Source organism: Malikia granosa (genome assembly GCF_002980595.1).
Taxonomy (GTDB): Bacteria; Pseudomonadota; Gammaproteobacteria; order Burkholderiales; family Burkholderiaceae_C; genus Malikia; species Malikia granosa.
The window spans coordinates 243581-268356 of the sequence record NZ_PVLQ01000008.1 but is presented as its reverse complement, the minus strand read 5'-3'; the positions used below and the strand labels follow the sequence as shown (position 1 = coordinate 268356).

General features: G+C 70.1%; 18 protein-coding genes and 2 pseudogenes. 2 read left to right on the top strand and 18 right to left on the bottom strand.

What is annotated here, in order from left to right:
• Positions 1–175: 175 nt before the first annotated feature.
• The 3 genes and pseudogenes from C6P64_RS18780 to C6P64_RS02380 all read right to left on the bottom strand — a co-directional run.
• Positions 176–1738: pseudogene (locus C6P64_RS18780) on the bottom strand (excinuclease ABC subunit UvrA); the annotation flags it as partial.
• Between the two features lie 339 nt (positions 1739–2077).
• Positions 2078–3586 (bottom strand): annotated as a pseudogene (locus C6P64_RS18775) (excinuclease ABC subunit UvrA); the annotation flags it as partial.
• Positions 3587–3761: 175 nt separating this feature from the next.
• On the bottom strand, positions 3762–4199 hold the full coding sequence (locus C6P64_RS02380; RefSeq protein WP_105746980.1) for a universal stress protein: 438 nt from the start codon (positions 4197–4199) through the stop codon (positions 3762–3764).
• A gap of 184 nt (positions 4200–4383) precedes the next feature.
• Between C6P64_RS02380 and C6P64_RS02375 the strand changes: the two genes are divergently transcribed.
• Positions 4384–4890: a tellurite resistance TerB family protein gene (locus C6P64_RS02375; RefSeq protein WP_105746979.1), complete on the top strand. Its 507-nt coding sequence runs from the start codon at positions 4384–4386 to the stop codon at positions 4888–4890.
• Here C6P64_RS02375 and C6P64_RS02370 read toward each other — a convergent pair.
• The 5 genes from C6P64_RS02370 to C6P64_RS02350 are packed head-to-tail and all read right to left on the bottom strand — an operon-like array spanning position 4866 to position 10978.
• Positions 4866–7829, bottom strand: coding sequence for a molybdopterin-dependent oxidoreductase (locus tag C6P64_RS02370; RefSeq protein WP_105746978.1), 2964 nt, complete (start codon positions 7827–7829; stop codon positions 4866–4868). The two genes, C6P64_RS02375 and C6P64_RS02370, sit on opposite strands and share 25 nt — an antisense overlap.
• Positions 7826–9541 (bottom strand): NADH-ubiquinone oxidoreductase-F iron-sulfur binding region domain-containing protein, encoded by a 1716-nt coding sequence (locus C6P64_RS02365; RefSeq protein ID WP_245911592.1) that lies wholly within the window; start codon positions 9539–9541, stop codon positions 7826–7828. The genes C6P64_RS02370 and C6P64_RS02365 overlap by 4 nt, the downstream gene beginning before the upstream one ends.
• 49 nt (positions 9542–9590) lie before the next feature.
• Entirely contained in the window at positions 9591–9848 is a 258-nt protein-coding gene (locus tag C6P64_RS02360) for a DUF1289 domain-containing protein (protein WP_105746976.1), read from the bottom strand.
• A 45-nt stretch (positions 9849–9893) separates the two neighbouring features.
• Positions 9894–10565 carry an HAD family hydrolase gene (locus C6P64_RS02355; RefSeq protein WP_105746975.1) on the bottom strand — a complete coding sequence of 224 codons (672 nt, stop codon included), beginning with the start codon at positions 10563–10565 and terminating at the stop codon, positions 9894–9896.
• An 11-nt stretch (positions 10566–10576) separates the two neighbouring features.
• The gene (locus C6P64_RS02350; RefSeq protein ID WP_105746974.1) at positions 10577–10978 is read right to left on the bottom strand and encodes a YchJ family protein; all 402 of its coding nucleotides are present in this window, start codon (positions 10976–10978) and stop codon (positions 10577–10579) included.
• Between the two features lie 250 nt (positions 10979–11228).
• Between C6P64_RS02350 and C6P64_RS02345 the strand changes: the two genes are divergently transcribed.
• Positions 11229–11408: a hypothetical protein gene (locus tag C6P64_RS02345; protein WP_105746973.1), complete on the top strand. Its 180-nt coding sequence runs from the start codon at positions 11229–11231 to the stop codon at positions 11406–11408.
• A 9-nt stretch (positions 11409–11417) separates the two neighbouring features.
• On the opposite strand, the gene C6P64_RS02340 is transcribed toward C6P64_RS02345, so the two are convergent.
• From C6P64_RS02340 to lnt, 10 genes are all read right to left on the bottom strand, one after another.
• Positions 11418–13682 (bottom strand): sensor histidine kinase, encoded by a 2265-nt coding sequence (locus C6P64_RS02340; RefSeq protein WP_105746972.1) that lies wholly within the window; start codon positions 13680–13682, stop codon positions 11418–11420.
• Entirely contained in the window at positions 13679–16132 is a 2454-nt protein-coding gene (locus C6P64_RS02335) for a hybrid sensor histidine kinase/response regulator (RefSeq protein WP_105746971.1), read from the bottom strand. Before C6P64_RS02335 ends, C6P64_RS02340 begins: the two co-directional genes overlap by 4 nt.
• Positions 16129–16965, bottom strand: coding sequence for a response regulator transcription factor (locus C6P64_RS02330; protein ID WP_105746970.1), 837 nt, complete (start codon positions 16963–16965; stop codon positions 16129–16131). The genes C6P64_RS02335 and C6P64_RS02330 overlap by 4 nt, the downstream gene beginning before the upstream one ends.
• 158 nt (positions 16966–17123) lie before the next feature.
• The gene (can, locus tag C6P64_RS02325; protein WP_105746969.1) at positions 17124–17777 is read right to left on the bottom strand and encodes a carbonate dehydratase; all 654 of its coding nucleotides are present in this window, start codon (positions 17775–17777) and stop codon (positions 17124–17126) included.
• A gap of 58 nt (positions 17778–17835) precedes the next feature.
• A complete protein-coding gene (locus C6P64_RS02320; RefSeq protein WP_105746968.1) occupies positions 17836–18573 on the bottom strand; it encodes a M48 family metallopeptidase in 738 nt (245 codons plus the stop codon).
• A complete protein-coding gene (locus tag C6P64_RS02315) occupies positions 18570–19316 on the bottom strand; it encodes a lysophospholipid acyltransferase family protein (protein WP_105746997.1) in 747 nt (248 codons plus the stop codon). The genes C6P64_RS02320 and C6P64_RS02315 overlap by 4 nt, the downstream gene beginning before the upstream one ends.
• Positions 19317–19324: 8 nt before the next feature.
• Positions 19325–19900: a D-glycero-beta-D-manno-heptose 1,7-bisphosphate 7-phosphatase gene (gmhB, locus tag C6P64_RS02310; protein ID WP_105746967.1), complete on the bottom strand. Its 576-nt coding sequence runs from the start codon at positions 19898–19900 to the stop codon at positions 19325–19327.
• Positions 19900–22074, bottom strand: a complete 2175-nt coding sequence (glyS, locus tag C6P64_RS02305; protein WP_105746966.1) for a glycine--tRNA ligase subunit beta — start codon at positions 22072–22074, stop codon at positions 19900–19902. Before glyS ends, gmhB begins: the two co-directional genes overlap by 1 nt.
• Before the next feature lie 54 nt (positions 22075–22128).
• Positions 22129–23034, bottom strand: a complete 906-nt coding sequence (glyQ, locus tag C6P64_RS02300; RefSeq protein WP_105746965.1) for a glycine--tRNA ligase subunit alpha — start codon at positions 23032–23034, stop codon at positions 22129–22131.
• A 74-nt stretch (positions 23035–23108) separates the two neighbouring features.
• Entirely contained in the window at positions 23109–24764 is a 1656-nt protein-coding gene (gene lnt, locus C6P64_RS02295; RefSeq protein WP_105746964.1) for an apolipoprotein N-acyltransferase, read from the bottom strand.
• Positions 24765–24776: the final 12 nt, after the last annotated feature.

Genomic DNA, 24776 nt, shown 5'->3' with positions numbered 1-24776 from the left:
AGCTCGCCGGGGCCAGGGGCTGGCCGGGTGACGATTTTGGCTTGCCGTATGAGGAACCCGGCCAGCCCCTGGCCCCGGCGCCAAGCACCAAAGCCGCACCAGCACCAGCACCAGCACCAGCACCAGCACCAGCAAGGTAATCCGACAGCCGGCCCTCGTTGACCTCCATCAGTTCGCCGACCGCCTCGGCATAGTCGCGCAAGGCGCGGGCGGTGTGGCTGGTCGGGTGCAGGCGCAGGTCCTCGGGGCGGCCTTGCGCGACGATCAGGCCGCCGCCCTCGCCGCCTTCGGGCCCAAGGTCGATCAGCCAGTCGCTGGCACGTATCACGTCGAGGTTGTGCTCGATCACGATCAGCGAATGGCCGATCTCGAGCAGCTTGCGCAGCGCGCGCATCAGCTTGGCGATGTCGTCGAAATGCAGGCCGGTGGTCGGCTCGTCGAACAGGAACAGCTGGCCCTTGGTCGCCAGCATCTGGCCGGAACGACTGGCCGGCGTCTTGCCCCTGCCCCCCTTGCCCTTGCTGCCGCCGAAGGCCTTGGCCGCCTCTGCCAGATGGCCGGCCAGTTTCAGCCGCTGCGCCTCGCCGCCCGACAGCGTGGGCACCGGCTGTCCCAGGCGCACATACTCGAGGCCGACATCGACGATGGGCTGCAGCGCGCGGATCACGTCGCGGTCGCCAGCAAACAGCTGCGCCGCCTCGCTGACGGTGAGCTCCAGCACGTCGGACACCTTGAGCTGGCGGCCGCCGCGCTCGATCGTGATCTCGAGGATCTCGGGCCGGTAGCGCTTGCCGTCGCAGTCCGGGCAGCGCAGGTAGATGTCGCTGAGGAACTGCATCTCGACATGCTCGAAGCCCGAGCCGCCACAGGTCGGGCAGCGCCCGTCGCCGCTGTTGAAGCTGAACTTGGCCGCGGTGTAGCCGCGCTGCTGCGACAGCGGCGTGGCGGCGAACAGGTCGCGCACCGCGTCCCAGGCGCCGACATAGCTGACCGGATTGGAGCGCGCGGTCTTGCCGATCGGACTCTGGTCGACGAAGACCACGCCCGACAGGTGATCGGCGCCGAGCAGTCGGTCGTGCGCGCCCGGCGCCTCGGTCGACTGGCCGAAATGGCGCAGCAGCGCCGGCGCCAGGATGTCCTGCACCAGGGTCGACTTGCCGGAGCCGCTGACCCCGGTGACGGTCACCAGGCGCTGCAGCGGGAACTCGAGGTCGAGGTCGCGCAGGTTGTTCTCGCGCGCGCCTTCCAGAATCAGGCGCGGCGTGCTCTCGGTCACCATGCGCTTGAAGCCGAAGCCGACCTGCTTGCGCCCGCCCAGGTAGGCACCGGTCAGGGTATCGGCGTGCGCCAGCTGCTCGATCCTGCCGTCGAACACGATGGAGCCGCCGCGCTCGCCCGGCCCCGGTCCCATGTCGATCACGCGGTCGGCGCACAGCATGACGGCCGGATCGTGCTCGACCACGACCAGGGTGTTGCCGGCGTCGCGCAGCCGCGCCATGGCCTGGTTGATGCGGTCCATGTCGCGCGGATGCAGGCCGATGCTGGGTTCGTCGAGCACGAACAGGGTGTTGACCAGCGAGGTACCCAGGGCCGTGGTCAGGTTGATGCGCTGCACCTCGCCGCCCGACAGGGTGCGGCTCTGGCGGTCCAGCGTCAGGTAGCCGATGCCGACGTCGCACAGGTACTTGAGCCGGGTGCCGATCTCGTCGAACAGCAGCTTGAGGGCCTGCTGTTCGCCGGTCCGGTGCTGATTTTGGAGCTGGCTTGCGCTGGCAGGAGCGGCGAGCATGGGCGACTCCTCATGCTGCGAGCAGAAATCGTCGCCGCCCATGCCCGCCACTCCTGCCGGGCAGTTGGCACGCTCCAGATCTGGAGGCGACTGATCACCCGGACTCGACGGGGCGAGGAGGCTGCCGGCTGACGATTTCTGCTCGCAGCATGAGGAAGCCGGCAGCCCCCTCGCCCCGTCAGCGCCAGCCGATGCTCCAGCGCCAAGCAATGATCCGGCGCCAGCCAATGGCCCAGCCAGCGTCCCAGCGCCAGCATCAACACCCGCCAGGTCCGACTGCAGCGCAGCAAAGAAGGCGCGCAGTTTCTCGATCGGCAACTGCATCAGGTCGTGCAGGCACAGGCCCGGCAGGCTTTCGAGCTGCTCGCGACTCCAGTCCACGCCGACCGGCAGGAAGCGCAGCGCGGGCGCCAGCACCGCATCGGCCTGCGCCTTGCTGCCCAGGCGCCAGAGCAGGCTCTCGGTCTTCAGGCGCGCGCCGCGGCAGCTCGGGCATTCGGTGTAGCTGCGGTACTTCGACAGCAGCACCCGGATATGCATCTTGTAGGCCTTGCTCTCGAGGTAGTCGAAGAAGCGCCGGATGCCATACCACTGCTGGTTCCACTTGCCGTTCCAGTTCGGCGAGCCTTCCAGCACCCAATGCCGCTGCTCGGGCGTCAGCTGGGCCCAGGGCAGGTCGCGCGGGATGCCGGCGGCCTCGGCATGGCGCATCAGGTCGTCCTGGCACTCCTGGTAGGCCGGGGTCTGGATCGGCTTGATCGCGCCCGCGCGCAGGGTCAGCTTGTCGTTCGGGATCACCAGGCCCCAGTCGACGCCGATCACGCGGCCGAAGCCGCGGCAGCTGTCGCAGGCGCCGACCGCCGAGTTGAACGAGAACAGCGAGGGCAGCGGCTCGGCATAGCGCAGCTCGCTCTCGGGGCAATGCAGGCCGGTGGAGAATTTCCACAGCAGCGGCGCGGGCTCGATCCCGTCATCGCCAGCCGGCTGCAGCGCGTAGACGCTCAGGCGGCCACCGCCGCGGCGCAGTCCGAGCTCGATCGCCTCCATCACCCGCACCCGCTCGGCGTTCGAGAGCCGGAAGCGGTCGGCCACCACGTCGAGCAGGCGCACCTGTTGCGGCGCGGCGGCTGCCTTGCGCTTGCCGGACTTGGGCTTGGCGGCATCGGCGGCAGAATCGGTGTCTGACCCCGAATCCAGACCCGACCCCGGTTCGGGGGCCTTGTCGACCAGGCGCTCGGCCTGCACGCGCGTGAAACCGCTCGCGGCCAGCCACTGCTCGATGTCCTCCGGGGTGGCGCTGGCCGGCAACTCGACCGGGAAGGTCAGCACCAGGCGCGGGTCGCCGGCGGCCGCGGCGCGCTGCTGCAGCGCGGCGTAGATGGTCTCGGGGCTGTCATGCTGCACCGGCAACGCGGTCTGGCGGTCGAACAGCTGTCCGGCGCGCGCATACAGCAGCTTGAGGTGGTCGTTGAGCTCGGTCATGGTGCCGACCGTCGAGCGCGACGACCGCACCGGATTGGTCTGGTCGATCGCGATCGCGGGCGGCACGCCATCGACCCGGTCCACCGCCGGCTTGTCCATGCGGTCGAGGAACTGGCGCGCATAGGCGCTGAAGGTCTCGACGTAGCGGCGCTGGCCCTCGGCGAACAGGGTGTCGAACACCAGGCTGGACTTGCCCGATCCGCTCGGCCCCGTCACCACCGTGAGCTCGCCGGTGCGGAGGTCGAGGTCGAGGTTCTTGAGGTTGTGCTGGCGCGCACCGCGGATGCGGATCAGGCCGCTGCCGTCAGCCGCCATGGGCTCGGTGCTGGCAGAGGTCGGGCGGCTGGTGGGTTGGCTGTCGGACATGGTTGGCCTCGTGGAGAGGCAAACATTCTAGGCAACAAGGGCCTTCCCTGGCCTGACCCGGGCCAAGGAGCGCCGGCCTGCACCTGCCGGCCGCTTCGGGCCCGCAGGCGTTGCCGGCATGGGGTCAGGACTTGACGATCAGCACCGGCACCTTGGCATGGGTCAGCACCTTCTGCGCCACGCTGCCGAGCACCAGCGCCTCGATGCCCTTGCGGCCATGCGAGCCCATCACGATCAGGTCGCAACCCTCGGCGCTGGCGGTCTCCAGGATGCCCTCGTAGGTCACGTTGCGCTCGATGGTGTCGCCGTCGAAGGTGACGCCGCGCGCCACGCAGACCTGGCGGATGTCGTCGAGCGACTGGGTCGCGGCGACCTGGGCCTCGCTCAGGTAGGCCTGCAGGCCGATCGCGGAGGCGTCGCCGATGCCGATGTAGGGGAAGGGATCGATCACGTACACGCCGATGATCTGGGCGCCGTGGACCTTGGCCAGGTCGGCAGCGAACTCGGCCGCCTGATGCGCCAGCGGGGAACCGTCGGTGGGCACGAGGATTTTCTTGAACATCAGTCACTCCTGGGAAAAAAATCGATCCATCCATCTTAACCAGCCTGGCCTGCGGATACAGCCCGTCCAGCCGACTGAAAACGCCCACGAGCTCATGGAAAACCCCGAAACCGGCTAGGATGGCCGGGCCTGCCGCGATCAGCAGGCAGCTTTTTCCAGCCTATCAATCAAGGAGTTTTACCCCATGGGTCTGTTTGACATGTTCAAGAGCGACAGCGGCGAAAAGATGAGCCCGCACCTTGCCTTCGCCACCGCACTGCTCTACATGATGTCCGCCGACGGTGAAATGGACAACGAGGAGATCGGTCACCTGCTGAGCGTGCTCGGCGGCCATGACGACGGCCGTGGCACCATCGGCGTCGGCGCCCAGAGCCAGGCCCTGCTCGATTCGGCACTCAAGTACCGCCGCAAGAACTCGGTCGAGACCTTCCTGCAGGAAGCCACTCCGCTGCTGACCGATGCGCAGAAGATGTGCATCCTGGTCAACCTGATCGACTCCTCGCTGGTCGATGGCCAGCCCGAGCCCGAGGAGCAGGTGCTGTTCGGCAAGTTCCTGTCCGCCTTCGGCATCTCGGAAGAGCGCTTCCGCCCCTTCTTCGAGGTGATCGTGCTGAAGAACGACCGCCAGGTCTTCACCAACCCGAACCACCCGAAGAACGACAGCAGCTACCGCGTCAAGCTGTCGGTCTGAGCCTCCAGGCGCTGCGCGACCGGCTCGACCCGGACCGCGCAGTACTTGACCTCGGCGATCTTGGCCCAGGGGTCGAGCGCCGGATTGGTCAGCAGGTTCGCCGCCGCCTCGACATAGGCGAACGGGATGAAGCAGCTGCCGACCGGCAGGCCGGCATCGGCGCGCAACGCGAGCTCGACCACGCCGCGCCGGCTGCGCACCCGCGCCAGGCCGCCGGGCCGCAGTCCCAGCCGTGCGATGGTGTCGGGATGCAGGCTCACGCTGGGCCGCGGCTCGAGCGCGTCGAGCACCTGGCTGCGGCGCGTCATGGCGCCGGTATGCCAATGCTCGAGCTGGCGCCCGGTGATCAGCACCAGCGGGTAGTCGACATCGGGCTGCTCGGCCGGTGGCAGCAGGCCGACCGGCACCAGCCTGGCCTTGCCGGAAGGCGTCGGGAAGCGGTCGACGAAAACGATCGGCTGGCCCGGGTCGTCGGGCGTCAGCACCGGATGCGTGACCGCGCGCTGCGCCAGCAGGCGGCCCCAGGACAGGCCGGCAATCGACGGCATCAGGCTGCGCATCTCGTCGAACACGCGGCCGATCGCGCTGCCGGGCTCGGCCCCGCTGCCGTCGGGCGCAATACCGTAATCCCAGTCCAGTCCCAGCCGGCGCGCCAGCTGCTCGGTGATCCAGGCATCGGCGCGCGCCTCGCCGGGGCAGGCGACGGCCTTGCGGCCGAGCTGCACCAGGCGGTCGGTGTTGGTGACGCTGCCGGTCTTCTCGGGCCAGGCGCTGGCGGGCAGGATGACGTCGGCCAGCGCGGCGGTCTCGGTCAGGAAGATGTCCTGCACCACCAGGTGCTGCAGCTTGGCCAGGCCGGCGCGCGCGTGCGCGCTGTCGGGGTCGCTCATGGCCGGGTTTTCGCCCTGGATCAGCATCGCCCGGATATGTCCGGCGCAGGCGGCATCGATGATCTCGACCACGGTCAGGCCGGGCTGATCCGGCAGGCTGCCGCCCGGCAGGCCCCAGGCCGCCTCGGCGGCGGCGCGGTGGGCCGGATCGGTCACGCGGTGGTAGTCGGGCAGGAACATCGGGATCAGGCCGGCGTCGCTCGCGCCCTGGACGTTGTTCTGGCCGCGCAGCGGGTGCAGGCCGGTGCCGGGGCGGCCGATCTGGCCCGTCAGCAGCGCCAGCGCGATCAGGCAGCGCGCGTTGTCGGTGCCATGGCTGTGCTGGGCCACGCCCATGCCCCACAGGATCATGCTGGCGCGCGAGCTCGCATAGGCGCGCGCCACCTCGCGGATCAGGTCGGGCGCGATACCGCAGATCGGCGCCATCGCCTCCGGGCTGTAGTCGACCGGGCCGTCGATCAGCTCGGCGCGCCAGGCATCAAAGTCCAGCGTGCGCGCGGCGATGAAGTCCGGATCGGTCAGGCCCTCGGCCACGATCACCTGCAGCATGGCTTTGAGCAGCGCGACATCGCTGCCGGGCTGGAACTGCAGCATGCGCCAGGACTGGCGCGCGAGTTCGGTGCGGCGCGGGTCGGCCAGCACCAGGCGCGCGCGGCGCTCGACCGCGTTCTTGATCCAGCTCGCGCCGACCGGATGGTTCTGCGCCGGATTGGCGCCGATGACGAAGATCAGCTCGGCCTGCTCGACGTCGCGCAAGGGGTTGCTGACCGCGCCCGAGCCCAGGCCCTCGAACAGCGCCGCGACGCTGGACGCATGACAGAGGCGCGTGCAGTGGTCGACGTTGTGGGTCAGGAAGGCGGAGCGGATCAGCTTCTGGAACAGATAGGCTTCCTCGTTCGTGCCCTTGGCCGAGCCGAAGCCGGCGATCGGCACCTCGCGGCCGCGCAGGTCGGGATGGGCATCGCGCACGCGCCGCAGGCCGACGGCGGCGAAGTCGAGCGCCTCGTCCCAGCTGGCCTCGCGGAACTGGGCGCGCAGCGCGGCGGCGTCGGCACGGCCGCCAGGGCCGCGCGTCAGGATGGCCGGGTCCTTGGGCGCGTCGGCGCGCCGGATCAACGGCACGGTGAGCCGCTGCGGGCTGTGCGCGTAGTCGAAGCCGAAGCGGCCCTTGACGCAGAGCCGGCCCTCGTTGGCCGGACCGGGCGCGCCATCGACCTGGACGATGCGGCCATCGTTGACCTGATAGGTGAGCTGGCAACCGACGCCGCAGAAGGGGCAGACCGATTCGACCCGGATCGGCGCGGCCTGGGCGTAGCTGCCGTTGGCCGGCGCCAGCGCGCCGGTCGGGCAGGCCTGCACGCATTCGCCGCAGGCGACGCAGCTGCTGGTACCCAGCGGGTCGCCTTGGTCGAAGGTGATCCGGGCCTGGCCACCGCGAAACGACAGTCCGATCACGTCATTGCCCTGCAGGTCGCGGCAGGCGCGCAGGCAGCGGGTGCACTGGATGCAGGCGTCGAGATTGACCGCGATCGCCGGGTGGCTGAGGTCGGGACCTTGCGCGGCGGCCTCAAGCTGCATCGCGCCGCGCGCCGCGAAGCGCTGCGGGTCGGCATCCAGTGCAGCAGTCCATTGCGCGAGTTCGCTGTCATGCTTGAGCGTCTTGCCGGCCGGCGCGTCGGCGTTCAGCAGCTCGAGCACGCTGCGCTGGGCGCGGCGGGCGCGCTCGCTGTCGCTGCGAACATTCATGCCGGCTTGCGGCGCGCGGCAGCAGGAGGCAGCCAGCACCCGCTCGCCTGCGACCTCGACCACGCAGGCGCGGCAGTTGCCGGCCGGATCCAGGCCCTCGCGGTGGCACAGATGCGGGATCTCGATGCCGACCCGGCGCGCGACCTGCCAGATCGTCTCGCCGGGGTTGGCCTGGACGGCTCGGCCATCGAGCTCGAAATCGATCGTCGCGGCATCGGTCGCGGCCTGTGCCGGATGAGCGGCATTCGCGCTGGCGGACTGGTTGCCAGCGGCAGCCGGCTGGGTCTGGACGAAGGCGCTCATGGCTGGACCTCGCGCGGAAAGAAGCGCAGCACCGAATCGAAGGGATTCGGCGCTGCCTGGCCGAGGCCGCAGATCGAGGCCTCGCGCATGACATGGGACAGCTCGGTCAGCCGCTCGGCGTCCCAGGCCGGCGCCTGCATCAGGGCCCTGGCCTGGGTGGTGCCGGCACGGCAGGGGGTGCATTGGCCGCAAGACTCGTGCTCGAAGAAGCGCATCAGCTCGGTGGCCACCTCGCGCACGCTGTCCTGCTGCGACAGCACCACCACCGCCATCGAGCCGACGAAGGCGCCCTGCGCGGCCAGGGTGTCGAAGTCGAGCGGCAGCTCGGCCAGCGCCGCCGGCAGGATGCCGCCCGAGGCCCCGCCCGGCAGCCAGGCCTGCAGCTCGTGGCCGTCGGCCATGCCTCCCGCGAATTCATCGACCAGCTCGCGCAGCGTGATGCCGGCCGGCGCCAGGTAGCAGCCCGGATTCCTGACCCGGCCCGAGACGCTGAAGCGGCGCAGGCCGCTTCGGCCGCGCCGGCCCTGGCCGGCCAGCCAGGCGCCGCCCTGCTCCAGAATGGCGGGCAGCCAGGACAGGGTCTCGACGTTGTGCGCCAGCGTCGGGCGGCCGAACAGGCCCTGCAGCGCGACGATCGGCGGCTTCAGGCGCGGCAGGCCGCGCCGGCCTTCGAGCGACTCGATCAGCGCCGACTCCTCGCCGCAGACATAGGCACCGGCGCCGCGGCGCAGCTCGATCGCGGGGAAGACCGCGTGCGGAAACTCGGCCTGCCAGCCCTGGATGCGCTGGCGCAAGGCGACAAGCTCGTCCTGCAGCAGCAGCCGGCAGTCGTGGTATTCGTCGCGCAGGTAGATCCAGGCCTTCTCGACACCGACCACCAGCGCGGCGATCAGCAGCCCTTCGAGCGCGAGCCGGGGCTGGGTGGCGAGCAGCTGCCAGTCCTTGAAGGTGCCGACCTCGCCCTCGTCGATGTTGACCACCAGGTAGCGCGGGCCGGGCTGGGCGCGCACCGTGTCCCACTTGCGCCAGGCCGGAAAACCCGCGCCGCCCAGGCCGCGCAGGCCCGAGACCTTGAGCTCGGCCAGCACCGCGTCGGGCGTCAGTTCGCCGGCCAGCAGGCGGCGCAGCTGGGCATAGGCCTGCGCCGACTCAGGAGCGCCGCTGGCGGGCAAGGCGCGCGGACCGGTAACGCCGCTGGCCAGCGCAGCGCTGACCGACTCGACGCTGGCTTGCGGCAGCTGCCGCTGGCCGACGCAGGCGGCCGGCGCGCGGTGGCACTGGCCGATGCAGGGTGCCTCGACCACGCGCACGGTCTTGTCGCCGGCCAGGCGCTGGCGCAAATCGGCCAGCAGGCTCTCGCCGCCGGCCATGGCACAGGACAGGCTGGTGCAGACGCGCAACGTGGTAGTGGGCAGCGCGGTGTCGTCAGCGACGACCTCGAAGTGATGGTAGAAGCTCGCGACCTCGTGCACCTCGGCCTGGCTCAGGCACAGCCGCTCGGCCAGCGCGGCCAACAGGCCCTGGCGCAGGCCGCCCTCGGCATCCTGCAGCCGGTGCAGGTGCTCGATCAGCAGCTCGGCGCGCGGCTCCAGGCCGGCGCAAAGCTCTGCCACGCGCGCGCGCGTCTGGGGCTCGACCTGGCGGCCCTTGAGGCCGGCACGCCATCGGGCGCCGGGCGGCGCAATCGCTGGACTGTCATCTGTCTGCGGCAAGATCTGCTCCCGTGCTGGAATCGATCGCCACAGTTTAAGCGCGTGCCTGTCAGGCAGCTTGCAATCCGGCCGCCCGCTGGCGCTGTTCGACCAGCTGCCAGACCGCGCGCTTGGCATCGTCGTCGCTGGCCTTCCAGGCGCGCAGCTCGTCGCGGGTGCGCCAGCAGCCCCGGCACAGGTCGCCGGCCTCGGTCATGCGACAGATGCCAACACAGGGCGAGGGCACGGTCTGGCCCGGCTTGGGCGCCGCGGTGGCGAGGGCGAGGAAGGGAGACGGCGATTCCGCCTGGATGACTGACTGGGACATGCGGCGACTCTAGCGCAAGCCAGCACAAGCGGCTGGCGGGCCGGATCATGACCCCAGGGCGTGGGCGATCTCCTGCATCTGGCCGAACAGGCGGCTCGCGCCGGCGGCCAGCAGCCGCTCGGCCGCCTCGGGCAGCGGGCAATAGGCCCAGACCTCGGCGCCGGCGGCGACGCCGGCCGTGACCCCGGTCGGCGTGTCCTCGATCACCAGGCAGCGCGCCGGATCGGCGCCCAGGTGCGCGGCTGCCGCCAGGTAGACGTCGGGCGCCGGCTTGCTGCGCGGCATCTCGTGACCGCTGAAGATGCGCTGCTCGAAATAGGGCCGCAGACCCGCCATGTCGATCTGGAACTCGACCTTGTGGCGGTCGGCGCCCGAGGCGCAGGCAATGCGGCCACCGGCATGGGCATGGGCCGCCGCGACGGCGCTCAGGGCGCCCTCGATCGCCTTCAGCTCGGCCTGCAGGCGCTGGTTGCGCCGCTGGTAGAAGGCCTCCATCCAGGCATCGGTCAGCGGCCTACCGGTGCGCGACTCGATCAGCGCACGCTCCTGGCGCACCATCTTGCCGACGAAGGTGCGCATGCATTCCTCCTGCGTCATAGCCCAGCCCGACTCCTCGAGCATGTCGCGCAGCACGGCCTGGGTGATCGGCTCGCTGTCGACCAGCACGCCGTCGCAGTCGAACAGCACGGCATCGAAGCGCACGGCCGCGAGGCTCATGGCCGGCGCGCTCACAGCAGGTCTCCGTCGAGGTAGTACCAGCGGCCGTCCTCGCGCAGGAAGCGGCTGAGCTCGTGCAGGCGCTGGGCGCGACCGGCCGTGCGCGAGCGCGCGACGAACTCGACCTCGGCGCTGTCGGGCCCGGTCGGGCGCGCGCGCCTGACTTCCAGCCCCAGCCATTTGCAACCGGGCTCGAAGTCGATCGTGGCCGGGCGCCGGCTCGGGTGCCAGCTTGCCAGCAGGTAGTCGGCGCGGCGCTCGACGAAGGCGCTGTAGCGCGAGCGCATCAGGCTTTCGGCATCCGGGGCCGGATGGGCCGCGAAGTCATCGAGACAGGGACCGCAGCAGGCGCCGCGGGCGAGCGGTCGGCCCTTGGCGTCAAGGCGGCCGCAGGGGCAAAGGTCGAGGGTCATGGCTGCGGATTGTCGCAGGGCCGCCGCCGCGCTGCACCGGCCGGGAATGCAAGGATTGTGCTGGCAAGCAAAGAAATGCGTCAATCAGCCAAACAAAGCAGGCGCCAGACATCGTAGATTGAAAACACCCAGGAGACCGGCGGCAATCCCCCAGCAGAGGCGAAAGGCCAGCCACAACAACAAGCCTGCCCCCCAGGCAGATGAAAAGAGGCTCCCCATGTTCAGAAACTGGATCCGGGTGGATCGATTGATGGTCGATCTCATCCCCCATCTGGGCCCTACCCCGTCGGTGGGTGGCCCATCGCTGCGCAAGGCCTGCGAATCAGCACATCCGCTCGACAGCCGCAGGCCCGGCGCCCAGCCGACCTGGCTGACGCCGGCCTACCTGCGCCAGCACCGCTCGGGTGACCGCATCTCGCGCCTGCGCTGACATCGCGCCTCAGGGCGCGGGACGCTGCAGCAAGCGCGCCAGCGCGCGCAGGTCGGCATGTCCGGCCAGTTCGGCGACGCGACGCGCAAAGGCGGCATGCTGCGGCTGGCGGGTCAGCAGGTCGGCGGCCCAGTCCTCCAGGTCCGACACTGCGCCCAGGCGCAGCAGCGCGCTCGCTTCGGCCAGCAGCTCGGCCGCCGGAACGGCCAGCTCGTCCTCCCGCGAAGGCACGGCAACCCCCTGCGGTGCGGCGGACGGCGGCACCTGGCAGGGCTCGGGCAGCTCCACCGGCAGCAGGACCCGCATCGTCGTGCCCTGCCCCGGCGCGCTGTTGGCAATGATTTCGCCGCCCATGCGCTCGGTCCAGTGGCGCGCGATCGCCAGGCCCAGACCCAGGCCCGGAAAGCCGGCCGTCTCGGCCGCGCGGCGGTAGGGCTCGAACACCACGGCCAACTGGCTCGCGCTCATTCCCGGCCCGCTGTCGCGCACGGTGAAGATCAGCCGCGGCGTGCTCGACATCGAATCGGCATCGACCCGGAACTCGACCCGGCCGGCGCGCGTGAACTTGGCCGCGTTGTCGAGCAGGTTGATCAGGACCTGGCGCAGGCGCCGACTGTCGACCCCGATGCGGGGCGGCAGGTCGGGCGCGGGGTGGAAGACGAATTCGTTGCCCCCCGCCAGCACCAGGCCTTCGGCCTCGAAGGCCAGGCCCGCCAGCAGGGACTGGGTCTCGACCGGCTGGCTACGGATCTCTGCGACCGAGCCGTCCTGGCTGGCCTCGACGATCAGGTCGTCGATCAGGCCCAGCAGGTGGGTGGCGCTGCGATGGATGACGGCGCCGTATTCGGCCGGCTGGCCGCCGGCCTGCTCGAGCGGCGCCGCCAGCTCGACGATCTCGCTGACGGGCCGCAGCAGGTCGTGGTTGACGCGGGCCAGCAGTTCGCCGCGCGCATGGTGGGCTTCCTCGGCGGCGATGGTGGCATCCTGCAGGCTCTGGGTGCGCTCGCGCACCAGGACCTCGAGCCGCTGCTGCTCGTCCTGGCGGGACTTAAGCAAGGCCGCCTGGGCGGCACGGTAGGCCTTCTGCTCGCCATAGTCGCGGCGCAGCAGGCCGAACACCATCACCAGGGCCAACCCCAGCGAAGGGCTGAGGGTCAGGGTGTCGGACAGGATGAAGTCGGACGACAGCCAGCCTTCCTGCTCGAACAGCCGCAGGATGATGGCGGCCCAGAGGCTCAGGGTGGCAACAAAATACAGGCCCGCATTGGCCACGCGGTGGCGCCAGGCCGCCAGGATGGAGATCGGCCAGACCAGGAAGAACAGCAGCAGCAGGGGCACGGTCACGAGGTTGGCGGCAAACAGGTCGCCAAATGCCGTCCGCATCAGGTTCACCAGATTGGCCGCTATGTAGAGCAGATAGGCCAGGCGCCAGCCGCGCTGCTGGTACAGGCGCAGGAAGGACAGCGTGAAGACCGCGCACAGGATGACGCAGAGGTTGGACAGCACCAGCGTCGCGCGCACCGCCAGCTCGCCCCCGCTGGAAAAGAAGAAGCGGTACAGGTAGCCATCGAAGGACAGCTCGTAGAGCGCCATCAGGCAGAGCCAGCCCGCCAGCAGCAGCATGTCGCGGCTGCGCCTGGCCAGGCCATGGACCAGCATGTAGAGGACGACGCCCAGCACGGCGCTGATCGGTGCCAGCTGGCGCACGATCAGGTCGGACTCGCGCGAGCGGTAGCTCATCGGCTCCCACAGCTCGGGCTTCATCAGCAAGCGGGTGCGGCCGGCCACGCGCAGCAGCAAGGTGGCGGATTCGCCTGCGGCCAAGGTGACCGGGAAGATCGAGACCAGGCCCGACATCGGCCGGCGCTCCAGCGCCCGGCCCAGCCCGCCGACGGCCGTCTCGTCCCAGGCTGGAGCGCCGGGCGCGAAGCGGTAGAAATCGACCCATTCGAGGCGGGGCGAGCCGAGCGCGAACCAGCGGGTCCGCTCGTGCAGCGAGCGGTTCTCGACCCGCAAGCGCAGCCAGACCGCCGACTCGCTCACGCCCAGGTTGAGGTCGTCGCGCGTCGCCGCCCGCCAGTCGGGCGCCGCCATGGCCTGCAGCGGATCGAGGCTGGCCGACTGGTCCTGCAGCCACTCGACGCGCTCGCTCAACTCGAACTGGGAGTCCAGGGTGCCGAAGTCGACGACCTCGGCCGCACGCAGCGGGCCGGCGCCAAGTCCGAGCAGGCCGGCGATCAGCCAGGCCAGCAAGCCACGCATGAGCCGACTCATGAATAGCCCTCGACCGCCAGGCCGAGCAGGCGGGCCAGGGTCAGCCGCAGCTCGGCCAGGCTGACCGGCTTGGCCAGCACCGCCGAGAAGCCATGATCCTGCCCCGCCAGCGCCTCGGGAACCGAGGTCAGCAGCAGCACGGGCAGCTCGGGCCAGCGCGCGCGCGCCAGCCGCAGCACGGCCAGGCCGTCGCTGCCCGGCATCCTGAAATCGGTCAGCAGCAGGTCGGGCGGCTGCGCCTGCGCGGCACCCAGGCGCTCGAGCGCCTCGCGGCCATCGGCCAGCGTGGTCACGCTGAAGCCCTGGCCCGTGAGGTCGGCCAGCAACAGCTCGCGCACGGCCGGGCTGTCGTCGACCAGCCAGAGCCGCCTTCCCTCGGCCTGGAGTTCGGGCAGCCGGCTGTCCTGGCGCACCAGGTGGCGGACCGCGATCGCGGTTTCGTCCGACAGCTCGACCGGCAGGCCGATCCGCATCGTCGTGCCCCGGCCCGGGCTGCTGCTGGCCTTCAGGCTGCCACCCATGCGGACCACCCACTGGTGGGCAATCGCCAGGCCCAGGCCCACTTCCTGGGGGTCCTGGCCGCTGCCCAGGCGCTGGAAGGGCTGGAACAGGGTCGGCAACTGCTCGGCAGGGATACCCGGCCCATCGTCGCGGACCGTGATGATCAGCTGCGGCCAGGCCTCGGGGTCGGCCGGCTCGGCGGCCCGGTAGGCCACCAGCAGCTCGATCCGGCCCTGGCGCGTGAAACCGATCGCGTTCTGCAGCAGCTGCATCAGCACCTGGCGCAGGCGCTTGGCGTCGAGCAGCACGACATCGGGCAGATCGCACTCGAGCCGGAACTCGAAGCGGTTGCCCTGGCGGGCGGCCAGCTCGCGGGCCTGGGCGGCAATGCTGCGCAGCAAGTCGCCCAGATAGAGCGGCTGCAGCAGCAGGGCATCGGGCTGCATGCCGATGCGGGCATATTCGAGCAGGCCATTGATCATCACCAGCATCTCCTGCGCGCTGCGCCGGATCGCCAACGCGCGCAGGCGGACCGCGCCTTCGAGCTCCTCAAGGCGTCCGGCATAGCCCATGATCGCAGTCAGGGGCGCGCGCAGGTCATGGCCGACCCGGGCCAGCAGCTCGCCCTTGGCGCGCGCCGCCTCGTCGGCGGCCACCGCCGCCTGGCGCAAGGCCGCGCTGCGCGAACGCACTGCCTCGGACAGCCGCTCCTGCTCGACCTGCTGGGCCACCAGCCATTCGCCCTGCATGGCCTCGAAGCGGCGCGACTCCGACACCGAATGGCGCGCGACCAGGAACAGCAGCAGAAAGGACATCAGCACCTTGAAGGCGATCGCCGAATAAAGCACCACCAGGCTCAGGGCGTGGAAGTAGCCGAACGAGGCCACGATGCGCATCACCGTGAAGATCCAGACGCAGCCCAGCAGCAGCGTGAAGGCCCGGACATAGGGCACGCCCTCGCGCCAGGGCTGGATCAGCGCCAGCGGCCAGACCAGGTAGAACAGGACCAGGAACAGCGCCGAGATCGCGATCGAGCTGCGCAGCTCGCCGAACAGCGTCGACAGCGAGAAGACCAGCAGCAGCAGCGTGCAAATCGGGAAGAACCAGCGCCAGAAGCGCCGCCGCCCCATCTCGAGATAGACCTGCATGCAGGACACCAGCAGCAGGTTGGACAGCAGGCCAAGCAGATGCGGCAGGCGGGCGGCCAGCTCGCTGCCTTGCGGCATCAGGTAGCGGCGCAGATAGCCATAGTAGGCAAAGTCATAGATCGCTCCGAGCCCGAGCCAGAGCGCGAGCAGGAACAGCAGCCGGTTGCCGCGCGCCAGCGTATTGGCCAGCAGATACAGCACCAGGCCGAGCGTCACGCCGATCGGCAGCAGATAGCGCAGGTCGTCGACCAGTTCCCGGTCGAGGTAGGCCATCGGCTCCCAGAGCTGGGGCTGCATCAGGATGACGGTGCGGCTTTGCACCCGCAGCAGCAGGCGGCTGTGCTCGCCGGGCTGCAGCGTCAGGGCGAACACGGCATCGAGCCCGCGCGCCAGCGGCACCGTGGGCGGATAGGCCATGCCGCCACGGCGGGTTTCGAGCAGCCGGCCATCCTCGGCATCGAGCCGGTGCAGCTCGACCTGCTCCAGGCGCGGATTGCCGAGCGCCAGCCAGCGCGTCTGGGACTCAGTACCACCGTTGAACAGGTCCAGCCGCAGCCAGAGCGCGGCGGCCGTGCTGCCCCGGTTCAGTTGGCGGAACGATGCCGGCTCCCAGCCAGCGTGCGACAGGGCCTCCTCGGGCCGCAACCGGGCCTCGGGATCGAGCAGCAGCTGCACATGCGGCGCCAGATCGAGCTGTGGCGGCTGCTCGGACAGGTCCAGCCCCTGCGACCGGGCCGGGCCGCCAAGCCACAGGCTGGCGAGCAGCGCCAGCAGCAGGCGGCGCAGCCAAGCCTGGGTCATGTCACGACAGTCGGGCTCTGGCCGGGCAGTTCGTCGTCGGGCGCCTTGCGGTAGTCGCGTGGCGACAGGCCAAAGCGGGTCCGGAAGGCAGTCGCGAAGTTGGCCGGGTTGTCATAGCCCAGGTCGTTGGCGATCACCTGCACCGCCAGGCTGGTCTCGCGCAGCAGCTTGCGCGCCTGTTCCATGCGGGCCTCGCGCAGGTACTCGAACACGGTCGCGCCCGCGCAATGGCGGAAGGCCTCGTTGAGGCGGCGCGTGTTGGTGCCGACCGCCTTGGCCAGGCTGGCCAGGTCGGGCGGCTGCGCCAGGTCGTCATGCAGCAGGCGCTGGGCGGCGCGGAACACCAGCGAATCGACGGTCGAGGCCGGCTCGCCGCCCTCGGGCGGCCGCATCGAGGGCGGCGAGGCAGCGGGCCTGGCCGACTCCTGGACCAGGTGGCGCCAGGCCTGCAGGTGCACGCTGACGCGCAACCTGACCTCGTCGAAGTCGAAGGGCTTGGCGATGTAGTCGACCGCACCGACCATCAGGCCACGCACCCGGTCCTCGGTCTGCGCCGCCGCGGTCAGGAAGATGACCGGAATGGCCGCGGTGCGCGGCTCGGTCTTGAGCAGGCGACAGGCCGCGACGCCGTCGCAGACCGGCATCGAGACATCGAGCATGATCAGGTCGGGCTGCAGCAGGCGCGCCTTCTCGACCCCGTCATGGCCATCCTCGGCCACGTACAGCCGATAGCCCTGGGCCCGCAGGCATTCGGTCAACAGGCGGCGGTCGTCCGCGTTGTCATCGACCACCAGGATGCGCAGTCCTTTCGGAAACATGGGATTGAGGCTCATTTAGCTATTATTTCGCAGCTTGATGAAAAATGAGCCGCCCAGCGCGCCATCCGGTGCAGGCAACATCAATTCAACCGGGGCTGGCCACCGAAATTCCAGCCATCTCCATCGTCATATCTGCCATGGCAGCAGGCCCGGTCCGGTAGCCGGCCCAGGGCTCAGCTGCCGCGCGGGTAGCGCCTGATCGCGTTGCGGAACACGTCGACCACCTCGCCCGGCTGGCTCATGCTCACGTTGAGATCCTTGACCAGGCCGTCCTTGACCCCGTAGCACCAGCCATGGACCGAGACCTTCTGGCCCCGGCTCCAGGCGTCCTGCATCACGTTGGTCAGCGCGACATGACCGACCTGCTCGATCACGTTCATCTCGCACAGCACATCCTCCTGGACCTCGACCGGCAGGTGGTCGAGCCGGCGGCGATGGCGCAGCTTGACATCGTGCACATGGCGCAGCCAGTTGTCGACCAGGCCCACGCGCGCGCCGCGCAGCGTGGCCAGCACGCCGCCGCAGCCGTAATGGCCGACCACGATGATGTGCTCGACCTTGAGCACGTCGACCGCGTACTGGATCACCGACAGCGCATTGAGGTCCGAATGCACCACCACGTTGGCGACGTTGCGGTGCACGAACACCTCGCCCGGATCGAGACCGGTGATCTGGTTGGCCGGCACCCGGCTGTCGGAACAACCGATCCAGAGGTACTTGGGGCTTTGCTGGTGCGACAGCTTCTCGAAGAAGCCGGGCCGCTCGCGCTCCATCTGGGCAGCCCAGGCGCGGTTGTTGTCGATCAGGTGGTGCAGGGTAACGCTCATGCCCCGATATTACCCAAGCCGCGTGATCCGACGGCGGGAGGCAGGCATCAGCGTGGTTTCAGGCCGCCAGCCGCACCCGCCTGAGCCGCTGGCGCCGCGACTCGTAGTCGGGCATGACGCTGGCAACCACGCGCCAGAATGCCGGGCCATGGTTCATCTCGCGCAGGTGGCTCAGCTCGTGCACCACCACATAGTCGATCAGCTCCAGCTCCAGGTGCACCAGGCGCCAGTTGAGCCGCAGGCTGCCGTTCAGGCTCGCGCTGCCCCAGCGGGTGGTAGCGTTCGACAGCTTGAGGCTGCGGTAGCGCACGCCCAGCTGCGGCGCGAAATGCTCCAGCCGCTCGAGGAAGACCTGCTGCGCCACGCCCATCAGCCAGGCCTGGGCCTGGGTGCGCACCCGCTCGGGTGCGGCATCGGACGCCAGCCTGAGCCGCAGCCGCCCCTCGGCCAAGGCCGCAGCCAGACCCTCGGGGCGCGATCCGGGCGCGGGATCGAGCTCCAGCAGCAGCTGCTGCCCCAGGCAGGGCAGCAGGGTCCCCGGGCGCCATTCGGTCGGCGCGGGCGCCAGCCGGCTGGCCTGCTCGAGCTGGCGCAGCTTGGCCAGCACCCAGTCGGACTTGCGCCGCAGCAGGGCATCGATCTCGGCCAGCGGGGTCCAGTGCGGTGCGCGCACGCTCAGGCCCTGCGGCCCGACGCTCAGGCCTATGGTGCGGCGCGCGGCACGCTGGAATTCGTAGGCGACCAGCTGGTCGCCGATCCGGCACTCGCGGTTGGCACGCGGGTGCCGGGGGCTCATGACGCCGCAGGCGGGTAGGCCTCGGGGTCGAGGCGACGCATCTCGGCCTCGATCCAGGCCTGGACCTCGGCCATCAGCTCGTCGTGCTGGCGGCCGACGCTGGGAATCTGCGGCCCGATCGAGATCTCGACCTGGCCCGGCTGCTTGAACAGCGCCTTGCGCGGCCAGCACTTGGCCGAGGTCACCGCGACCGGGATCACCGGCGCGCCGGTCTTGATCGCGAGCCGGGTGCCGCCGCTCTTGTAGGTCCCGGTCTGGCCGCGCTCGACCCGGGTGCCTTCCGGGAACATGATGACCCAGGTGCCCTGGTCGAGCAGGCGCTTGCCCTGCTGCACCATCTTGGCGAAGGCGCGCGCGCCATCGGCGCGGTCGATGTGGATCATGTCCATGCTGCCGATGGCCCAGCCGAAGAAGGGCACGCGCAGCAGCTCCTTCTTGAACACATAGGCCAGCGGGTGCGGCATGATGGCCGGCATCGCGAAGGTCTCCCAGGTCGACTGGTGCTTGACCAGCAGCACCGCCGGGTCCGAACTGCCCTTGGGCAGGTTCTCGCGGCCGAACACCTGGTAGCGGATGCCGATGATCCAGCGCGCGCTGTCGACCGACAGCTTGAGCCAGCGCTGGCACATCCAGTAGATGGTGGTCTTGCTCGCGAAGGGACGGGCCAGCACCACGGCCAGGCTCCACGGGATCACCGTGACGGCCATGAACAGCAGGTGCAGCAGGGAACGGATGGCGGAAATCATGGGGCTCAGATCGGTGTTTCTTGGGCCAGCACCCAGTCGGCGAAGGCCTGCAGGTCGGCATGGGCGCGGGTGCCGGACGGCAGCCCCTCGGGCAGGCCACCCGCGCGGTAGGCGCTCGACTGGCCACTCAGGATCAGATGGGGCGTGCAGCCGGCGGCAGCCGCCGCCTGGGCATCGCGCACCGAGTCGCCGGCGGCCAGCACCTGGGCCAGCGGCACGCCCAGGCGCTTGCCGATCTCGAAGAACAGTCCGGGAGCGGGCTTGCGGCAGTCGCAGCCGTCCTCGGGCGCATGGGGGCAGAAGAAGACCGCATCGATGCGCGCGCCCGCCTCGGCCAGCGACTTGATCATGCGCGCATTGAAGGCATTGAAGCTCGTGATGTCGAACAGGCCGCGCCCGAGGCCGGACTGGTTGGTCGCGACCACGACCCGCCAGCCGGCCTGGTTCAGGCGCGCCACCGCTTCCAGCGCGCCCGGAATCGGCTGCCAGTCCTCGGGCCCGCGGACATAGGCCTCCGGGTCCTGGCTCAGCACGCCGTCGCGGTCGATCACGAGCAGCTTGGTCGAGGCCGGCGTGCGCATCAGGCGGCCAGGCGCGACAGGTCGGCGACCCGGTTCATCGCCAGGTGCAGCTGGGCCAGCAGGCCCAGGCGGTTGGCCTTGAGCGCCGGATCATCGGCATTGACCATCACCTGGTCGAAGAAGGTATCGACCGGGCCCTTGAGCGCGGCCAGCGCCTGCAGGCTGGCGGTGTAGTCGCCCTGCTCGAAGGCCTGGTCAGCGACCGGCGCCACCTGCGCAAGAGCGGCGGCCAGCGCGGCTTCGGCGGCCTCCTGCAGCAGCTCAGGCCTGACCTCGGCCTTGACCTCGCCCTCGGCCTTCTTGAGGATGTTGCCGACGCGCTTGTTGGCAGCAGCGAGCGCGGGCGCCTCGGGCAGCGCCGCGAAGGCGCGCACCGCGGCCAGGCGGCGCGCGACCTCGCCCAGGCGGGCCGGCTTGAGCGCCAGCACCGCATCGACTTCCTGCGCGCTGTAGCCCTGCTCGCGCAGGTTGACCGCCAGGCGGTCCAGCATGAAGTCGAGCAGCGCCGCGCTCGGGTCGCTGATCAGCTCGCCGAACGGCACCGCGGCGGCCTCGAGCAGCTCGGGCAGATTCAGCGGCAGCTGCTTCTCGGCCAGGATGCGGATCACGCCGAGCGCATGGCGGCGCAGCGCGAACGGGTCCTTGTCGCCGGTCGGCAGCTGGCCGATGCCGAACAGGCCGATCAGGGTCTCGAGCTTGTCGGCCAGCGCCAGCACGGTGCCGGTGTGGTTGCGCGGCAGCGCATCGCCCGCGAAGCGCGGCTTGTAGTGGTCCTCGATCGCGATCGCGACGCCGTCGCGCAGGCCCTCGTGGCGCGCGTAGTAGCCGCCCATGATGCCCTGCAGCTCGGGGAACTCGCCGACCATGTCGGTCAGCAGGTCGGTCTTGGCCAGGCGCGCGGCCTGCTGCGCCTTGCTGTCGAGGACATCGAAATGGTCCTTGTCGTCGAGCGTGAACGGCACGGTGCCCAGCCGCAGCTGGTTGACGATGGCGTGGGCGATGGCGCGCACGCGCTCGCTGCGCTCGCCCTGGCTGCCGAGCTTGTTGTGATACACCACCTTGGCCAGGCCCTCGACGCGCGACTCGAGCGTCTTCTTGCGGTCCTGGTCGAAGAAGAACTTGGCATCGGCCAGGCGCGGGCGCACCACCCGCTCGTTGCCGCCGATCACGGCACTGGCGTCCTCCGGGCTGATGTTGCTCACCACCAGGAACTGGTTGGTCAGCTTGCCATGGGTGTCGACCAGCGGGAAATACTTCTGGTTCGCCTTCATGGTCAGGATCAGGCATTCCTGCGGCACCTCGAGGAATTCCTCCTCGAAGCTGCAGGTCAGCACGTTCGGTCGCTCGACCAGGCCGGTGACCTCGTCGAGCAGCGCCTCGTCCATCAGCACCTCGTAGCCCGGGCCCAGGCGCTCGGCGGCCTGCGCCAGTTGCTGCACGATGGCAAAGCGCCGGTCGCCAAAGCTCGCGAATACCGCGCCGTCGCGCAACAGGGTCTCGGCATAGGCGTCGGCATCAGCGATCACCACCGGCGACTTGGCCGCCTCGAAGCGGTGGCCCTGGGTGCTGTTGCCAGCCGACAGGCCGAGCGCCTTGACCGGCACCACGGTGGAACCATGCAGCGCGACCAGGCCATGGGCCGGACGCACGAAGTTGACGCTGGTCCAGCCCGGCAGCTCACAGTCGGTCTCGAGCTGGTAGCTCATGACCTTGGGGATCGGCAGCAGGCGGATCGCCTCGTCGAGCGCCTTCTGCAGGCCGACGTCGAGCGTCGCGCCGGTCACCAGGCTGTCGTAGTAGAGCGCCTCGGCCTTGCCCTCGCCCTGGCGCTTGAGCGCCGCGACAGCAGCCGCCGGGTCGGAGACATCGGCGCCGAGCGCAGCCAGCTTCTTGAGCAGCGCCGGCGTGGCCTGGCCATCTGCCGTCAGGCCGACCGAGGCCGGCATCAGCTTGAGCTGGACCGCCTTGTCCTCGGCCTTGAGCCAGACATGGCTGACATGGGCCGCGAGGCGGCGCGGCGAGGCAAAGGGCGTCACGACGGAGTCGGCGCCAGCCAGGCCCTGGGCCTTGAGCTGCTCGAACAGCTGGCCAGCGAAGGCATCACCGAGTTTCTTCAGCGCTTTGGGCGGCAGTTCCTCGACGAAGAGCTCCACCAGCAGGTTTTTGGTCGTCATAGTCTTGTCCGGTAGGGAGCAGCACGGCCAGGCCTGGGCTGCCCCGCAAACACATCAGGCGGTTTTCTGTTCCATCTGCGCCACCCACTCGCGCGGCGCCATCGGGAAGCCCAGGCGCTCGCGGCTCTCGTAGTAGCTCTGCGCCACGCTGCGCGCCAGGTTGCGGATGCGGCCGATATAGGCCGCGCGCTCGGTCACGCTGATCGCGCCGCGCGCATCAAGCAGGTTGAAGCTGTGCGCGGCCTTCAGCACCTGCTCGTAGGCCGGCAGCGCGAGCTGCTGCTCCATCAGGTACTTGGCCTGCTTCTCGTGCGCGTTGAAGGCGGTGAACAGGAAGTCGGCATCGGAATGCTCGAAGTTGTAGGTCGACTGCTCGACCTCGTTCTGGTGGTAGACGTCGCCGTACTTGAGCGTGTCGGTCCACTGCAGGTTGTAGACGTTGTCGACGCCCTGCAGGTACATGGCCAGGCGCTCGAGGCCGTAGGTGATCTCGCCGGTGGCGGGCTTGCAGTCGATGCCGCCGACCTGCTGGAAATAGGTGAACTGCGTCACCTCCATGCCGTTGAGCCAGACCTCCCAGCCCAGGCCCCAGGCGCCCAGGGTCGGGTTCTCCCAGTCGTCCTCGACGAAGCGGATGTCGTTCTTCTTCAGGTCGAAGCCCAGCGCCTCCAGGCTGCCCAGATACAGCTCGAGGATGTTGGCCGGTGCCGGCTTGAGCACCACCTGGTACTGGTAGTAGTGCTGCAGCCGGTTCGGGTTCTCGCCGTAGCGGCCGTCCTTGGGCCGGCGGCTGGGCTGGACATAGGCCGCCTTCCAGGGCTCGGGACCGATCGCGCGCAGGAAGGTCGCGGTATGGCTGGTGCCGGCACCCACTTCCATGTCGTAGGGTTGCAGCAGCGCGCAGCCCTGGGCGTCCCAGTAGGCCTGCAGTTTCAGGATGATTTGTTGAAAGGTCAGCATGTCGTTGCCTAGGGGCGGTGATCCGCCATACATTCGGGTCGCGCCTGCCGGGCGCAGGCGGCGAAAGCCTGATTCTACGGTCGCGACCGGCCGCTGCGGCGCCAGGCCAGCGCCAGCGCACCGACAGCGAGCAGCACCAGCGGCCACAAGCCGAAGCGGCCGGCCCAGTAGGCATAGGGGGTCAGGCCCGTGCGGCCCTCGACCTCGACCGCCAGCACGGCGCGCGTCAGGCGCGGCAGCTCATGGGTGACGCGGCCCAGGTGGTCGATCGCCAGCGTCGCGCCGGTGTTGGTCGCGCGCAGCATCGGGCGCTGCAGCTCGAGCGCGCGCAGGCGCGAGATCTGGCGGTGCTGGTCTATCGCCACCGTGTCGCCGAACCAGGCGATATTGCTCAGGTTCACCAGCACGGTCGGCGCCGGCGCGGGCGCGACGAAGCCGCGTGCGAGCTCCTCGCCGAACAGGTCCTCGTAGCAGATATTGGGCGCGATGCGCTGGCCGGCCCAGTCCAGCGTCGGCTGCACCGGCGCGCCGCGCTTGAAGTCGCCGAGCGGGATGCTCATCAGCTCGGTGAACCAGCGGAAGCCGGTCGGGATGAACTCGCCAAACGGCACCAGGTGCTGCTTGTCGTAGCGCAGCGGCTCGTCCCGACCCGGGCGCCAGGACAGCGCCGAGTTGGTATAGCCCTGCTCCGGGCTGCCCATGGGCAGGCCCAGCATCAGCGCGGAGCGGCCCTGCTGCACGCCCTGCAGCAAGGGCTGCCACCAGCTCGCGGGCAGCTGCTGCGGCAGCAGGGGAATGGCGGTCTCGGGCGCGACCACCAGGCTGGCCTGCCCCTGCTCGAGCGCCGCGAGCGACTGCTGCCGGTACCAGCCCAGCGCCAGCGGCATGCCGCTGCCGGGCTGGAACTTCTCGTCCTGCGGAATATTGCCTTGCAGCAGCAGCGCCGACAGCTTGCCGGCTGGCTGGGTCCAGACCGGCACCCAGCCAGCCCAGTGCCGGGCGGCGCCCGGCCAGCCCAGCAGGACCAGCCCGAGCAATCCTGCCACGGCTGCTGCGCGGGCAGCGCTGGAAGCCGGGCCTGCCGCAGCCTCCGCGCTGGCGACCAGGCCGGCAGCCGGTGCGGCGCGCCGCGCCAGCAGGGCCAGCGCCTGCGCCGCCAGCAAGGCCAGCACGGCCGCGACCGCGCCCATGCCATAGACCCCGATCCAGGGCGCCAGCGGCGCCAGCGCATCGACCTGGGCATAGCCGCCCGCACCCCAGGGAAAACCGGTCAGCAGCAGGCCGCGCGCGAGCTCGGCCAGGGTCCAGAGCGCGACGAAGGCCGTCAGGCGCCAGCCCAGGCGGGCGTCGCGCCAGCGCCAGAACAGCGCGGCCGCGCCGGCGTAATACAGCCCCAGGGCTGCCGCCAGCGCCAGCACGCCCAGCAGCGCCAGCGGGGCCGGCAGGCCGCCATAGGTGTGCATCGAGACGAACAGCCACCAGAAGGTGCCGGCCAGCCAGGCGGTGGCCCAGAGCCAGCCGCGCAGGAAGGCCGAGCGCGCCGAGGGCGCGCCGGGCAAGAGCAGCACCAACCAGGCCAGCGACAGGACCTGCAGCCCGGCCACCGGCTCGCCGGCCGTCCAGCCCAACGGCCAGGGCCAGGGCCAGGCCAGCGCCGCTGCCTGCAGCAGGCCGGCCAGGCCCAGGGCCAAGCCGAGCGGCAGGGACCGCAGGCCGTGATTCAGGCGCATGGGCGGACAGAC